The sequence below is a fragment of the Collimonas antrihumi genome (assembly GCF_018304965.1).
Lineage (GTDB): Bacteria > Pseudomonadota > Gammaproteobacteria > Burkholderiales > Burkholderiaceae_D > Collimonas > Collimonas antrihumi.
The window spans coordinates 93,420-107,065 of record NZ_JAGQED010000007.1; the positions used below are offsets into that span (position 1 = coordinate 93,420).

Annotated in this window: 13 protein-coding genes; 6 read left to right on the plus strand and 7 right to left on the minus strand. The window is 57.0% G+C overall.

Going from position 1 to position 13,646, the window contains the following annotated elements:
* Position 1 precedes the first annotated feature (1 nt).
* The 4 genes from KHU29_RS08900 to KHU29_RS08915 all read right to left on the minus strand — a co-directional run bounded on the left by KHU29_RS08900 (position 2) and on the right by KHU29_RS08915 (position 4,474).
* A complete protein-coding gene (locus KHU29_RS08900) occupies positions 2-2,398 on the minus strand; it encodes a TonB-dependent receptor (RefSeq protein WP_211452452.1) in 2,397 nt (798 codons plus the stop codon).
* A gap of 120 nt (positions 2,399-2,518) precedes the next feature.
* A complete protein-coding gene (locus tag KHU29_RS08905; RefSeq protein ID WP_343216041.1) occupies positions 2,519-3,286 on the minus strand; it encodes a TonB family protein in 768 nt (255 codons plus the stop codon).
* A complete protein-coding gene (locus tag KHU29_RS08910) occupies positions 3,286-3,693 on the minus strand; it encodes an ExbD/TolR family protein (protein ID WP_211452453.1) in 408 nt (135 codons plus the stop codon). Before KHU29_RS08910 ends, KHU29_RS08905 begins: the two co-directional genes overlap by 1 nt.
* 211 nt (positions 3,694-3,904) lie before the next feature.
* Positions 3,905-4,474: an MASE1 domain-containing protein gene (locus tag KHU29_RS08915; RefSeq protein ID WP_211452454.1), complete on the minus strand. Its 570-nt coding sequence runs from the start codon at positions 4,472-4,474 to the stop codon at positions 3,905-3,907.
* Between the two features lie 164 nt (positions 4,475-4,638).
* Between KHU29_RS08915 and KHU29_RS08920 the strand changes: the two genes are divergently transcribed.
* The 5 genes from KHU29_RS08920 (at position 4,639) to KHU29_RS08940 (ending at position 8,551) form a co-directional block, all read left to right on the plus strand.
* A complete protein-coding gene (locus tag KHU29_RS08920) occupies positions 4,639-5,001 on the plus strand; it encodes a winged helix-turn-helix domain-containing protein (protein ID WP_211452455.1) in 363 nt (120 codons plus the stop codon).
* Between the two features lie 155 nt (positions 5,002-5,156).
* The gene (locus tag KHU29_RS08925) at positions 5,157-6,584 is read left to right on the plus strand and encodes a metallophosphoesterase (protein ID WP_211452456.1); all 1,428 of its coding nucleotides are present in this window, start codon (positions 5,157-5,159) and stop codon (positions 6,582-6,584) included.
* Entirely contained in the window at positions 6,584-7,831 is a 1,248-nt protein-coding gene (locus KHU29_RS08930; protein ID WP_211452457.1) for a cytochrome-c peroxidase, read from the plus strand. Before KHU29_RS08925 ends, KHU29_RS08930 begins: the two co-directional genes overlap by 1 nt.
* 149 nt (positions 7,832-7,980) lie before the next feature.
* A complete protein-coding gene (locus KHU29_RS08935) occupies positions 7,981-8,280 on the plus strand; it encodes a type II toxin-antitoxin system Phd/YefM family antitoxin (RefSeq protein ID WP_425514458.1) in 300 nt (99 codons plus the stop codon).
* Positions 8,270-8,551, plus strand: a complete 282-nt coding sequence (locus tag KHU29_RS08940) for a type II toxin-antitoxin system RelE family toxin (protein ID WP_211452458.1) — start codon at positions 8,270-8,272, stop codon at positions 8,549-8,551. Before KHU29_RS08935 ends, KHU29_RS08940 begins: the two co-directional genes overlap by 11 nt.
* Before the next feature lie 26 nt (positions 8,552-8,577).
* Here KHU29_RS08940 and KHU29_RS08945 read toward each other — a convergent pair whose 3' ends face one another.
* Entirely contained in the window at positions 8,578-10,197 is a 1,620-nt protein-coding gene (locus KHU29_RS08945; RefSeq protein WP_211452459.1) for an NAD(P)/FAD-dependent oxidoreductase, read from the minus strand.
* A gap of 268 nt (positions 10,198-10,465) precedes the next feature.
* On the opposite strand from KHU29_RS08945, the gene KHU29_RS08950 reads away from it, so the two are divergent.
* Positions 10,466-10,783, plus strand: coding sequence for a YXWGXW repeat-containing protein (locus tag KHU29_RS08950; protein WP_211452460.1), 318 nt, complete (start codon positions 10,466-10,468; stop codon positions 10,781-10,783).
* A 32-nt stretch (positions 10,784-10,815) separates the two neighbouring features.
* Here KHU29_RS08950 and mnmC1 read toward each other — a convergent pair whose 3' ends face one another.
* Together mnmC1 and KHU29_RS08960 are read right to left on the minus strand one after the other, a co-directional pair.
* Positions 10,816-12,666 carry an FAD-dependent 5-carboxymethylaminomethyl-2-thiouridine(34) oxidoreductase MnmC1 gene (mnmC1, locus tag KHU29_RS08955; protein WP_246541728.1) on the minus strand — a complete coding sequence of 617 codons (1,851 nt, stop codon included), beginning with the start codon at positions 12,664-12,666 and terminating at the stop codon, positions 10,816-10,818.
* Between the two features lie 7 nt (positions 12,667-12,673).
* Positions 12,674-13,609 carry a TraB/GumN family protein gene (locus KHU29_RS08960; protein WP_211452461.1) on the minus strand — a complete coding sequence of 312 codons (936 nt, stop codon included), beginning with the start codon at positions 13,607-13,609 and terminating at the stop codon, positions 12,674-12,676.
* Positions 13,610-13,646 lie beyond the last annotated feature (37 nt).

Sequence of the window (13,646 nt, forward strand, 5' to 3'; positions counted from 1 at the left end):
ATTAAAAATCCGCAACCAGCGTCACGCTGAAGCTGCGTGGTGCGCTGACATAGAAAGTCGGCGGAACTGCCGGCGCGCTGCTGTTAATCGCGACAGCATTACTGGTGAACTGGCTACCGCTGCCGGCATTCAGATTCAGGTACTGCTTGTTAAAGATATTGTTGACGTTGAAGCGCACCGTCGGTTTCTTCAACCAGGTAGTGGACGGGAAGGTATAACCGGCGCCGGCATTGAACACCGTGTAGCCGCCCAGGCTGTCGTCGTTGACCAAAGTGGTGTAACGCTTGCCGGTGTATTTGCCTTGGCCGAATACATACCAGCTATCTTGTGCGTACTGCAGACTCAAGCCGCTCAACCAGTTCGGCGTATCCGGAAACTCTTTGCCGCCGGTTGGCAGATTGAAGTTGGCTGCCCAAGGCATATCCTTATCCATCTTGCTCTTGATATAGGATAGCGAGCCGTACAGGCTCAGGTTCTTGGTGAGCGAGTAGCCGGATTCCAATTCAAGGCCTTTGGAGGTCGAGTCGCCGACGTTGTAGTCGGTACGGTTACCGGTATCGGGATTGAACGAGCTGGCAATGCGATTTTTATAATCGACATAAAATGCCGATCCTGAAAACGTCCATTTGTCAGCCGCGTAACGGTAGCCGAGATCGTAATTCCAGGAAGTTTCCTTGTCCACCGGCACATTGCGCACTTTGCCGCCGGTATACACGCCGTTGACGAAATTGCCGCCCGAGATCAGATTGAAAAAGGAAAAATTGCCCGGCGCCTTGAAGTTTTTCGCAGCGTTGAAGAATACCGATTGCGCCTGATCGAGCTGATAACGGATACCGAGGCTAGGCAACAGGTCGGAATACGATTTCTGCACAGTATAAAAGCCAGGTGAGCTCTGGCTTGGATTGTTGGTGACGTTACGGTCTATGCTCGAATAACGTGCGCCGAGCTGCAGGTTCAGCTTGTCTTGCATCAGGCTGATGTTGTCTTGCACGAAAGCCGATTTGCCGGTACTGATGGTGAGCGTATCACGGTATTGAGCGAAAGAACCGTCTTGGTTCTTGAGCCAGACATCGGGATTGTTTAGCCAGACATCGGCGGCATTGCCGTTGTTGTCGATAGGTGAATAAGGACCGGTTTGCTGATGACGTGCGCGCTCGTACCAATAGCCGACCATCAGTTTGTGGTTGTCGATCTGCTGGTTGTACTTGACCGTAACGCCTGGACGATAGGTACGGGTGCGGCTGCCTTCATAGGCCAACACGGTATCTTTGGTATCGCCGTCGCGATTGACGTCGCGTACGCCGCCACCCAGCAACGTGCCGGAGTTACCTTCGCTGACTGTCTGCAACTGATTACCGCCAGTACCGAAGCCGTACCACATGTATGGATTGACATCCACGCTGGATTGTGGCGCCAGCTGGAAGTGTGCGTTCATGGTGGCAAGCCAGTTCTTGAACGGATTCAGGTTGTAGCCGTAGTACAGATCTTTGTTACCGGTATTGATGCCGGCGTTGGGTCCGTAGGTCGAGTCGTTTTGCGCGCCAGGGCCGCCCGGCTGATGTACCGGCGCCACGGTACCGAAATCCAGGTTGCGTCCGTATTGGGCGATCTGCGCTTTGGTCAGCGAACGATAATTATTATTCAGCGTCGAGTTGTACATGAAGCCGGTATCGACAAAACTGCCACCGCCCAGATCCAGCTTGCTGTTGAAGTCGACGTGTTCCTTGTCGGCGCGGCCGGTGCCCTTGAATTTGTCGGCCTGAGCCTTGGAGTAAGAGACGAAGAACTTGAAGCGATCATTGAACAGCTTGCCGGAATCGAGGCGCACGTAACCTTTCCACAGATCGTTCGAACCGAAAGTATATTGGGTGCGGAAACGCCGTTGGTCTTCCGGCGTACACATGGTCATGCCGATATTGCCGCCGGTGGCGCCAACGTGCGGTGCTTCGGTATCGGTGGAACCTTGCGTGACGAAGATGTCGCACAGGTTTTCGACATCGGTGTATTCCTGCGGATAGACGGCAAAACTACCGGAATCGTTGACTGGCGCGCCGTTGACAGTGAACCCGAGCTGGTCGCTGTTGAAGCCGCGCACCCGGACGTTGCCGCCGAACAGGCCGGTGCCGTCGTTATCGTAGCTGTTCACGCCCGGCAGCAGGTTGATCATCTGGAACGGATTGCTGGTGGTGCTTTGCTTGTCCATGTAATCGCGATTGACGGAGCTGCGCGCTTTCACCGATTCTTCCTGCTGGATCAGGCCGGTGTTCTGGCCGCCGTTGGCATCGCCTTGCACTGTGACCTTGCCGACTTCAGATGTATCGGCAGCGTGGACCAGCGGGCTGGCGGCGATGAATAACCCGGAGATCAGCAGTGACAGCCGGGTGACTTTGAATTGCATGGCAATACTCCCTGTACGTTTTTATGAAATGTAAAAACTAAGTAAACTAAGTATTCAGGCAGCCGAATATTCAAACCGCTGCCAGCTGTTGCTGCTGTGGCTGCTGTGGCTGCTGTGGCTCTATCCCGCGCCCGGGATGAATTCCAGTTCGGCGCTGAATCGATGTGTCGCTTCCCCAAGCCAGCTGGATTCGGGAAACGCAGAAAAAGTGGCTCGGTTGATGGTCTTGCGGGCAGCTTCATCGAGCAGCATGGAGTTCGATGAAGCTTCGATACCTTGTTCCGCCAGGGTGCCGTCGCGATTCAGCACGAACCAGACCTTGACCTTGCCTTGCGGCCGCTGCAGGCTGGCCTCGCGGCCTGTCGGATAGCGCTTGATACTGTTCAGATGCACCCGGACCTTGGAGACATAGCCGGCCTCCACACTGGCGCTGTTCGGTTTGGTTGCGGGCGGCGCCGGTTCTGGCGCCGGCGGCGCAATTGGGGCAGGTGCCGCGACGGCTTTTGGCGATGCCGGCGGGGCCGCCACTTCTGCGCTTGGGCTGTTGGTAGTCGGTGTGGCGCTAACTGTCTGCTGCTGTTGCTGCGGCTGCCGGATCGGCTCCCGAATCGGCTCCCGAATCGGCTCCCGAATCGGCTGCATCAGCGGTACCGGCAGCGGCTTCACCACTTGCGGGGGCGTCGGGGTCGGCGGCGCGGGTGCGGGCGGCGCCGGAGGCTCCGGTTCCATCAACGCGATCTGCACCAGCGAATCGTCGGAGTGCGCTTCAATCTTTGCCGCTTTCTGGATGCCGGCAAAGATCAGGACGGCGAGTATGAGTATCGATGGCAGCGTTGCCAACGCATCGCGAAATCGGTAGAAGAACGGCATGGTCGTCATTGCTTGCATCACGGCTTGCGGGTGGCAATGGAGATCGATTCGAAACCGTTCTGTTTCAGCGTGTCCATCACTTCCACCAGCCGCTGCACTTCGACTCCGCGATCGCTGTTGACGATAACGTTGAGTTTTTCACCGTTTTTCTTTGCCTGATTCAAGCGCGCCGGCAGCTCGGCGATTTTGGTGTCGACACCGTCAACCTGCAATGCGTCATTGAGACCGATCGTGACGACCGCCTTGTTTTGCGGTTTCAGATCCTGTGAACTGCTGGCCGTCGGCAAATGCGTTTTCATGCCGAGCGCAGGAATGACGTTGAGGCTGATCAGCACAAAAAACACCAGTAGAAACATCATCACGTCGATCATAGGAATGATTTCGACACGCGCTTTCCGCTTTTTTGGTTCGTCCCAACTACGCATTGCACTACCCCGATGAAAGATGCGCGGTGATAGCGTGAATTCGCTAACCGCTATAATTTCTATAACCGTCGGCAGAATAGCGAGAAATTATTTCGGCAGTATTACAATCGATAACGATTTGGTGGTGGCGCCACGTAAAGTTAAGCGAACGATCGGCGAGAGCTTTGGAGATGGGTGCGCTGTGGGTGCTGTGTGTGCCGTGCCTACTTGCTCAGTGGCGCGGCAACGGAACGAAAGACAGCAGGAGCTTGATCGCATAGACCACGATCAGAGAGCCGGTCAGGTCGCCGATAGACATCACGATCAGGCCCGACCAGAAATGATAGGAGACGCCGCGCAATACAAACCACATCAGCTGTAGCAGTGGATTGGCGAGACCATACAGCAGGATGCAGGCCAGCAGACGAGTCGTGGTCAGATTGATCAGCGATCGCTGCAGTCGCATCTCCTGCAATGTGAATCTATAGGCAAGATAAGGCGCCAGCGCCGAGATGACGCTGTAACCGACGGTGGTGACCGGATCGCCGGGAAAGAGAGAGTAGAGGCTGGAAGTCAGTACCGAGCCGATCAAGATGCCGAGCACGCCTGCCTCGGCAAATAGCAAAGTACAGATAAGCCGTATCCCCGCCGGCAGATAGATCCAGGCAATTCCCTGGGTAAACTCGATATGCTTGAATAGCCAGTCGTTGGTCGAGTACACCAGCATATAGACGATCACCGTGGCGGTGACTATCAGCAGGTTGAGACGAAGTTTCTCGACAGGGGACGGAGTAGTGGTCATGACGCGCGTATATTACCGAAGTATTTGCGCAGGTGCTGGAAGATACTTGCGATTGCTGCGAAATGACGGGTATGATCGATATAGAATTAACAGCGATTGAACAATAATTTAACAGCGTTAGCAGAGCATTTCTGATATTTCTGGCAACGACTTACAATAGTGCTATGGAAAAAAATAATCGACCTGCAGATATCTATGTGCGTTTTTTGCAACTGGCGAATGCGCTGCGCGGCTTGCCGTCGCTGCCATCGCTAGACCCGTTGGAAGATCGCATTTTGGCTTTTGTTGCGCGCGCAGGACAAGCCAAGGAGCGCTTGTCGGTACGTGACATGATGGCGCAAAGCGAACTCGGTTCGCCGGCCATGCTGCACGCGCGCCTGAAGTCGATGCGGGAAAAAGGCTGGATCATATTGACGGATACCGACGATACGCGCCGCAAGCAGGTGGAGTTGAGCCAGGCGGCCTGGCTGCATTTCGATAAGTTGTCGAAGTGCTTGCTGCAGGCAACGCGTGATGCCTGCAAATAGCCGTTCCGGCTGCAGACCGAAGCGCAGAAGCCTGTCATGAAAAATACGCATTCTGCGTATTTTTTTTTTGCTCATCCGATGTAACGACCAAGTCATATTTTCTTCTTATAATTTCTGGCTATTCAACATCATGACATTTGACCTCGGTGAGCCATATGGACGCGACAAAACAACTGCAGCGCAGCACACTTTCATTGGTCGCAGCAATGGGCATAGGGCTGGCAGTTGCCGGTTGCGGCGGTAGCGACAGCAACAGCGTTGACGCCGGCGTCAAGGCGGCCTGGGTTACTGTCGGCAGTAACAGCCAGGCTATCGTCAGGGTCATCACTACCGACGCCAATTGTCCCGAAATCCGTGACGGCGCCGACTACGTTGCAATGACTTTACGCGCCGCGCCGGCCACGGCAGCACTTCGCCCAACCGCCAGCGCGGCTGCCGACTCCAAGCCTTCAGCCTTTCCCGTCACCGCTTGTGAATACAGTGTGCCCGCTGACAGCAGCGGTATCACAGTAGGTTCTCGTTCTTTGCCGTTGCCCAAGAAGGAGCCGCAACGCGTAGTGGTGCTGGCCGATACCGGTTGCCGCATGAAAAAAGCTGATAATGCCTGGCAAGCCTGCGCCGATGGCGATGCCTGGCCATTCCCCGAGATCGCCAACGCTGCGGCCGCCATGCAACCGGATTTGGTATTGCACATAGGCGATTACCATTATCGCGAAAACGCCTGCCCTGCAGATATCGCCGGCTGTAAAGACAGCCCATGGGGTTACGGCTGGGATGCGTGGCAAGCCGATTTGTTCAAGCCCGCAGCGCCGCTGATGGCTGCCGCGCCGTGGATTATGGTGCGCGGCAATCACGAGGAATGCGCTCGCGCCGGCCAGGGCTGGTTCCGTTTCCTGGATACGCAACCGTTCGAAGCCAAGCGTTCTTGCGACGATCCGGCCAACGACGGCTTGGGAAATTTTTCCGATCCGTACGCGGTGGCGCTCGGCGCCGATACGCAAGTGATTGTGTTCGATTCGTCGAAAGCGGGCCGGGCAGCGTTGCCGACCAACGATCCGCAATTCATCAAGTACCAGGCGCAATTCCAGGCAGTCAACCGCCTGGCGGCGAAGGCGGGCGTCAACAGCATTTTTACCAATCACCATCCGATTCTGGGTTTTGCTCCATTGGCAGGCGCTGCGCCGGCCCCGGGTAACGCTGCTCTGTTATCGGTGATGCAAAGCGTCAATCCGACCGCCTTCTATCCGGCCGGGGTGAAGACCGCAATTCATGGGCACGTCCATGATTTCCAGGCCATCAATTTCTCATCCAGCCATCCCGCCACTTTCGTCTCCGGCAACGGCGGCGATAATCTGGATGTGAATTTTGCCGATCCGTTTCCCGCGAATATCAGTCCCGCTCCTGGCGTCATCATCGACAAGATTGCGCATACGAGCAGCTTCGGTTTCATGGTGATGGATCGCCAGAGCAATGGCACGTGGGCGTACAAAGCCTATACGCGTAAAGGGAAGCTGCTGACCACGTGCCAGCAAATCGGCAACAATATCCGTTGCGACAAGACCGGTTATCTGGCGCCAAACTGATGCGTCGCCTGTGGCCGGCACTGTTGTTAGCCAACTTGCTGCTAGCCTGCCTGGCGCCGTTCAAGCTGCATGCCGCGCCGGTGAGCACACCGCTCTATCCGGAAATGCCGGCGCCGGCAGCAGCGCCCGCTGATCCTCCCGGACTGGTGGCGCTCGGCCGGCAATTGTTTTTCGATACCCGGCTGTCGGAACCGCGCGGTACCAGTTGCGCCAGTTGCCACGCTCCGGAAAAGGCCTTTTCCGGCAATCACGGATCGCGCATCGGTGTCGCGCTCGGTAGTCGTCCGGCCAGCCTGGGTACGCGCAACACGCCCTCGGTTTTGTATCTGCGCTATACGCCGCCGCGTTTTTTCTATCAGGATGACGATGCACTGGCGCCGATTCCATTCGGCGGCTTCTTTTGGGATGGCCGGGCCAATACCTTGGCAGAGCAGGTTCAGGGGCCTTTGTTTAATCCTCTGGAAATGAATAACCGCGACGCCAGCCAGTTGGCGCGCAAGCTGCAGCAAGCGTATGCGCTCGACATGCGAACCCAGTTCGGCGCCGCCATCTTTCAGCGGCCGGCACAGGCGACCAAGGCCGCCAGCCGTGCGCTGGAAGCCTTTTTACGCAGTGACGAAATGACCCCTTTCAGCTCCAGATACGATGACTATATCCGCGGACGGGTTAAGTTGAGTACGGCAGAAATGCGCGGCTTGCGTTTGTTTAAAGACCCGGACAAGGGTAACTGTGCGTCCTGTCATAAATTCAATGACAGCTCTGGTAATCCGGCACGTTCGATGTTCACCGATTTTGGCTACGATGCGGTAGCGGTGCCGCGTAACCGCAGGATTGCAGAAAACCGTAATCCTGAATTCTACGATGTCGGCTTATGCAAAACCGCAGCCCAATTGCAATGGCCCGACAGCAGCCAATGGTGCGGCTATTTCAAAACCCCCAGCTTGCGCAATGTCGCCGTGCGCGAAAGTTACATGCATAACGGTACATTTGCCGAGCTGCGCGACGCCGTCGCGTTTTACGCAACACGCGCAACCAGACCGGGTGACTGGTATAAAAGCGGCGTTAAATTCGACGACGTACCGCCCGCCTATCGGGGAAACGTCAACATCAATTCGGTGCCATACAACCGGCGTGAAGGCAGCAAGCCTGCACTGAGCGACAGCGATGTGGACGATCTGGTGGCTTTCCTGAAAACGCTGACTGACGCCGCGTATGTCAAGCAGCAGGCTGAATCTGTAGACAAATAAAGACTCTTGCGCCGAAATTGGCTAAACCCTTCACGTTGCTAGCGCGAGATAGAAATTCAGCCAAGACTTACTGCATGCGTGCAAATTGGCCGCGAAAGTTAGGTCATGCTGGACTTTTTCGCGAGGTGGACGATATGCATGGAAGTACTATGAAAGATGCTATTATTGGTGCTGTTAATAATGCTTTTAAAAGTATTTCTATGGCAAACATGATTCTCGCCGAAACGACCGCAAGCGTTTCTGAGTTAAAAAAAGATCCTATGGGAACCGTTTCTGCCGGCGAAGGATTTCCTGTGGCGATATTAAATCGGAACCAGCCGGTTTTTTATTGTGTTCCAGCAAAAGCCTATGAAGTGCTGATGAACAAGCTGGAAGACATGGAGTTGAATGCAGTTGCAGACGCCCGGAAAGGTCAGGCTGTGGTCAAGGTCAAGCTGGATGCGCTTTGAACTAGCCTTCCTTGAGGAAGCATTGAGGGAATGGCGCAAGCTGGATCAAGACATGCGGGAGCAGTTCAAAAAGAAACTGGCAGAACGATTGCTTAGCCCACACGTTCCCTCGGCGCAGCTGTCCGGCTCCAGAAATCGATATAAAATCAAATTGCGCCAGGCGGGCTACCGGCTAGTTTACGAGGTGCGCGACAAAGAGTTGATCGTGCTGGTCGTGGCCGTGGGTAAGCGCGAGCGCAACGCCGTCTACAAGACCACAGAAAAACGTTAAGCCTATAGTCCCCCCATTGAGCAGGTTTACTGCTTGTTCAGCATGCTCAACGCCACAGCTTCAGCAACCCGGATCCCGTCAATCGCCGCCGACATGATGCCGCCGGCATACCCGGCGCCTTCCCCCGCAGGAAACAAACCAGTCGTATTCAAGCTTTGCAAACTGTCGTCGTGGCGCTTGATGCGCACCGGCGATGAGGTGCGGGTTTCGACGCCGGTCAGCACCGCGTCGTTCATGGCGAAACCGCGGATCTGCTTGTCGAACACCGGCAACGCTTCACGGATGGCGGCAATCGCGTAGTCGGGCAGGGCGGTGCTCAGATCGCCCAGATGGACGCCGGGTTTGTACGAAGGAATCACTGAACCGAGCGTGGTCGATGGCCGGCCGGCGATAAAGTCGCCTACCAGCTGGCCGGGGGCATCATAGGTGCCGCCGCCCAGTTCGAATGCGCGCGATTCCCATTGGCGCTGGAAGGCGATCCCTGCCAGCGGGTGGCCGGGATAATCGTCTGGTGTGATACCGACCACGATGCCGCTGTTGGCATTGCGTTCGTTACGCGAATATTGGCTCATGCCGTTGGTTACCACGCGACCCGGCTCCGAGGTGGCTGCCACTACGGTACCGCCCGGGCACATGCAGAAGCTGTAGACCGCTCGACCATTTGTGCTGTGATGGACCAGCTTGTAATCGGCGGCGCCCAGTATCGGATTGCCTGCGCTTGGGCCGAAGCGGCAGCGGTCGATCAACGATTGCGGATGTTCAATGCGGAAGCCGAGGGAGAACGGTTTGGCTTCGATATACACGCCGCGGTCGTAGAGCATCTGGAAGGTATCGCGGGCACTGTGGCCGATCGCCAACACGACATGGTCGGTAACGATCGTTTCGCCGCTGGCGAGCACCAGCGCACGCACCTGGCCACGTTCGTTTTCCCATTTGATGTCGATGTCCTCGACTTTTTGCTGGAAGCGGAACTCGCCGCCCAGCGCTTCGATGCTGGCGCGCATTTGCTCCACCATCTTGACCAGCCGGAAAGTGCCGATATGGGGCTTGCTGACGTACATGATCTCGTCCGGCGCATCGGCCTTGACGAATTCGGTCAGCACCTTGCGGCCGTAGTGCTTCGGGTCCTTGATCTGGGTCCACAGCTTGCCGTCGGAAAACGTCCCGGCGCCGCCCTCGCCGAACTGGACGTTGGACTCCGGCTGCAGCTCGCGTTTGCGCCACAGTCCCCAGGTATCCTTGGTGCGTTCACGCACTGCCTTGCCGCGTTCCAGGATGATCGGATTGAATCCCATCTGCGCCAGGATCAAGCCGGCAAACAGGCCGCATGGCCCGGTGCCGATGACCACCGGCCGCGATTTCAGCTGGCCGGGCGCTTGCGCTACAAAATGGTAGTTGGTGTCAGGCGTCGGCATTACGCTGCGATCGCCCTTCATGCGCTTGAGGACAGCGCTTTCGTCCTTGAGATCGATATCCACGCTGTAAGTCAGGATCACCGCAGTTTTTTTGCGGGCATCGTAACTGCGGCGGAAAATTGTGTAACCGAGCATTTCTTCGACGGCGATTCCCAGCCGCGCCAGAATCGCGGCTTGCAACGCGTCTTCAGGATGGTCGAGGGGAAGCTGTATTTCGTTCAATCGCAACATGGGTATTCCGGGAAATCAGGTGGGGACAGTGTGTGGTCGCATTGCGGCTGCACTATCCCGCAATTATTTTTATAAAACGACAATGCCGCGTGGCAGGCCGCCATTTTACCTTAGGGACGGCGCAATGGCAGCCCGGCAAGCCGTTCAGGCCCTTCAGTCCGTTGTGTATTCTGTATCTTTTAGAAACACAAAATTACAGGTATCTGCATATTTATCACCTATATTTTAATCGTCGTCCGGCTTTCTAAATGAATAAAGGAGGTATCCGATGAAGATCAAATCGATTTTATGCATCAGTGCCCTGGCGCTAGGCGCCGGCTTGATGACGCCGCTGACCCAGGTCCAGGCGGCAACCTATGTCGGGGTCCGGATTGGGCAGCCGCCACCGCCACGTTATGAAGTGGTGCCGCGACCACGCTACGGTTATGTCTGGGCGCCGGGATACTGGCGCTGGAACGGCTATCGCCACGTGTGGGTAAGCGGTGCCTGGATGAGAGCGCGGCCGGGTTACCGTTATGTGCCGCCACGCTGGGAACAAGGTCCGCGCGGCGACTGGCGGATGCGGCCCTACCGCTGGGATCGTTAAATAGTTGCTGAGGCGCCTATGGGGCACCCTTTTTATTGGTGCGGAAGTTTGCTGAGGCGTTGTTTTTTTAATAAAAACCGTGCCGGATCGAGCGCTGCGGCCAGATCAGCCTCGATCGGCAATGGTTCTCCATTGAGTTGCGACACCAGCAATTCCGCCGCCAGCGGCGCCCATATCAAGCCGCGCGATGCGTAGCCAAGCAGGCTGTACAAGCCAGGAAAACGCGCCAGGTCTTTCAATTTCGGTTCGCGCACGGCACATGCGCCGGTTTTATCCGGCAACGCGCCGATCAATGGCAGGCGATCGCGGGCGACACAGCGAAAGCCGACGCGTCCGGCCAGCGGCAATGCACCCGCCTGCCAGCCCGGCAAGATGTTGGCCAGGCGCGCCAGATTGTCGTCCTGGCTATCCTGGCGCAGCGTCTCCTGCATATCCTCGTCGTACGAAGCACCGGCGCTGCACATCCCCTCATAAGCCGGCGTCAGGTAGGCTTCGCCGCATAGCACCGGCGCGATGGCTGGCACTTGCCCGGCTTCGATGTAGGTGATCTGGCCGCGGATCGCGCTCAAGGGCAGCTCTTCTGCCTGAGTGAAGTGCCGGGCGTCGCAGGCATTTGCCAGAATCACCACTGGTGCGCTGGCTATCTCCGTTCCGTGTTGATCGCGTATGAGCCAGCCATCCTGCTCTCGTTCGAGTAGCGCCGCACGCTGTCCAAAATGGGTTTGCAGGCGATTGCCACAGCCATCCAGCATCGCCTGGCAAAGACTGCGTGGCTGCACCCAGCCGCCAGCGGGGAAGTACCAGCCGCCGGCGCTGACCGGGTGGCCGGCGAGGCGGCTTGCGGCGGCCTGATCCAGCCATTGCGCATAGTCGGCCGGGTAGCGCCAAAATTCCGCCAGTTGCTGCTGGCCATCGGCATGTCCGGCATCGCGGGCGATTTGCAGGACACCACAGGCAGCGCCGGTAAAGGCTGTGCCGATGCCGCCCAGCCGGCGCCAGACCTGCAGGGCAAACAGATAGGCGCTGCGGCTGAGGCGTGAAGCTGGGTTGTCGTCGCGCGACAGCAGCGGCATGAAAATGCCGGCGCTATTGCCGGAGGCTTGTTGTGCCGGCGCTGTATGGCTTTCGATCAGATCGACGCTCCAGCCGCGCTGCACCAGGCGCTGGCAAGCGGCGCTGCCAGCCAGGCCGGCGCCGATGACTATCGCGCGGCGGTCGCCATGAACAATGGCCGCTGTCGACCAAGCGGTAAAATGTGGTGCAAGGCGTGGTACAAAGCGTGGCGCAAAACAGGCACGTGAAATGTTCAATTCAGTGTCTGAATCAGACCCGTTATCGGCGTCATTTTCAAATACAAATCCGGCTTGCTGCAACTGCTTGCGCGCCGCCGTTTCCAATCCGCGGATATCCAGGCTGGCATGCTGTACAGCTAATTTTCCGAGGGTGCTTAGTGCAGCTACAGGCCATGTTTGCCAGTTGCGCCCGAGCATTCGGAATGCATCTACCTTGGCGACTATCTGACGCAGACAGGCCGCGCCATCGCCAATCATCAACGTCATGACCAGTTGTTCATGTTGCAGGAAAATCCGATGAAATCCCGGCACCGCGGGTGGCCATGCAGCGCACAGTTCGGCGTACAGGGTTTGCCACTCCAGAAATTTCTCCGCGGCTTTTTCCAGATCGTGAAGTGTAGCGAGTTGTGGCAGCAGCGCCAGATAGTGCAATTGCCGGGAACGATGCGGATCGTCGCGCCATGCTTGCCATGTCGCGAAAAAATGTTCGCCGCTGCCGAAGTCGCTATCGAGCAGCACGAAGCTGTCGCGCTCGCGCCAATGGGGCGCAAGGTCGGTATCGGTTGGCAAGGTAACTGGATTCGGGATCAAGATGGACTTAATAAATTCGGGTTACCGTATAGCCGCGCTGTCGCAGTATCGCCAGCACGCTGTTTTTGCCCACCAGGTGCAGCATGCCGATGCCGACGAAAGGATGCGGCGTCGTGCTCGCCAGTTTGGCGATGCCGTCTGCCAGGCCAGGATTACGCTCATCGAGCAAGGCGCGCTGCACGAATTTGCCAGTGAAAGTATCGTCGCTGGTCAGTTCCGCCAGCATGGCGGTCAAGCCCTCGACATCGCCATCGCGCCACAGCGTGATCAATTGCAGTGAACGTTGCGCTTTTTCGGGATCTTGTATTTCGTCGATGCTGTCTTGCAGGAACTGCAGCTGTTCGGTTGAAGTCAGTTTGCCTAGCAAGGACAATTGCCGTTCGGCGGTTTCCAGTTCAACCAGAGGTTTGCCGTGGCTTTTCGCAAAAGCCGCCAATGTGCTGTCGACGCCGTACTGCGGCAGGTAGCCCTGATAGGTGTATTCGCTGATGCCCAGTACGGTCGCCAGCAGCCATGGTTTCATGTTTGCCACGGCAGCAGGCGTCAGGCCGTATTTTTCCAGCAGTGGATTGAGTTGCTGCTGCAAAGGTTGCGGCAGTTCCTGCGTCAGCGATTTACCATCGGCATAGGTACCGTACCTGGTCATCAGGGCGGCTAATCCCTGCGTATTGCCCGGATCGATTTCCAATGCAACGGATGTAGAATGTTGCAACGCTAGCAAGACTTTGTCATCGAAGGGGTAAAAGTCGGCGCGGCCGACATGGATGGTGCCGAATACGTAGGCGCTTTGACCGGCGCGCTGTATCTTGAACATGGCGCCGCCCTGGCGCGCGGGCACAGCTCCGGCTTGCGCTGCAGCAGGCTCGACGGCGCCGGCCTGGCTGGCCAGGGCAAGCAGGCTCAGCGGCAACCAGCACAATGTCACTATAATCTGACGAAGCACACTTTCTCCTTGGTAATCCTTAATATAGCGAATGCAA

What these genes read in the sequence shown, in the direction of transcription:
- KHU29_RS08945 (WP_211452459.1), bottom strand. Translation starts at nt 10,197, where the DNA reads ATGTTGCGATTGAACGAAATACAGCTTCCCCTCGACCATCCTGAAGAC.
- KHU29_RS08950 (WP_211452460.1), top strand. Translation starts at nt 10,466, where the DNA reads ATGAAGATCAAATCGATTTTATGCATCAGTGCCCTGGCGCTAGGCGCC.
- KHU29_RS08920 (WP_211452455.1), top strand. Translation starts at nt 4,639, where the DNA reads ATGGAAAAAAATAATCGACCTGCAGATATCTATGTGCGTTTTTTGCAA.
- KHU29_RS08930 (WP_211452457.1), top strand. Translation starts at nt 6,584, where the DNA reads ATGCGTCGCCTGTGGCCGGCACTGTTGTTAGCCAACTTGCTGCTAGCC.
- KHU29_RS08910 (WP_211452453.1), bottom strand. Translation starts at nt 3,693, where the DNA reads ATGCGTAGTTGGGACGAACCAAAAAAGCGGAAAGCGCGTGTCGAAATC.
- KHU29_RS08940 (WP_211452458.1), top strand. Translation starts at nt 8,270, where the DNA reads ATGCGCTTTGAACTAGCCTTCCTTGAGGAAGCATTGAGGGAATGGCGC.
- KHU29_RS08905 (WP_343216041.1), bottom strand. Translation starts at nt 3,286, where the DNA reads ATGCAAGCAATGACGACCATGCCGTTCTTCTACCGATTTCGCGATGCG.
- KHU29_RS08900 (WP_211452452.1), bottom strand. Translation starts at nt 2,398, where the DNA reads ATGCAATTCAAAGTCACCCGGCTGTCACTGCTGATCTCCGGGTTATTC.
- KHU29_RS08915 (WP_211452454.1), bottom strand. Translation starts at nt 4,474, where the DNA reads ATGACCACTACTCCGTCCCCTGTCGAGAAACTTCGTCTCAACCTGCTG.
- KHU29_RS08935 (WP_425514458.1), top strand. Translation starts at nt 7,981, where the DNA reads ATGAAAGATGCTATTATTGGTGCTGTTAATAATGCTTTTAAAAGTATT.
- KHU29_RS08925 (WP_211452456.1), top strand. Translation starts at nt 5,157, where the DNA reads ATGGACGCGACAAAACAACTGCAGCGCAGCACACTTTCATTGGTCGCA.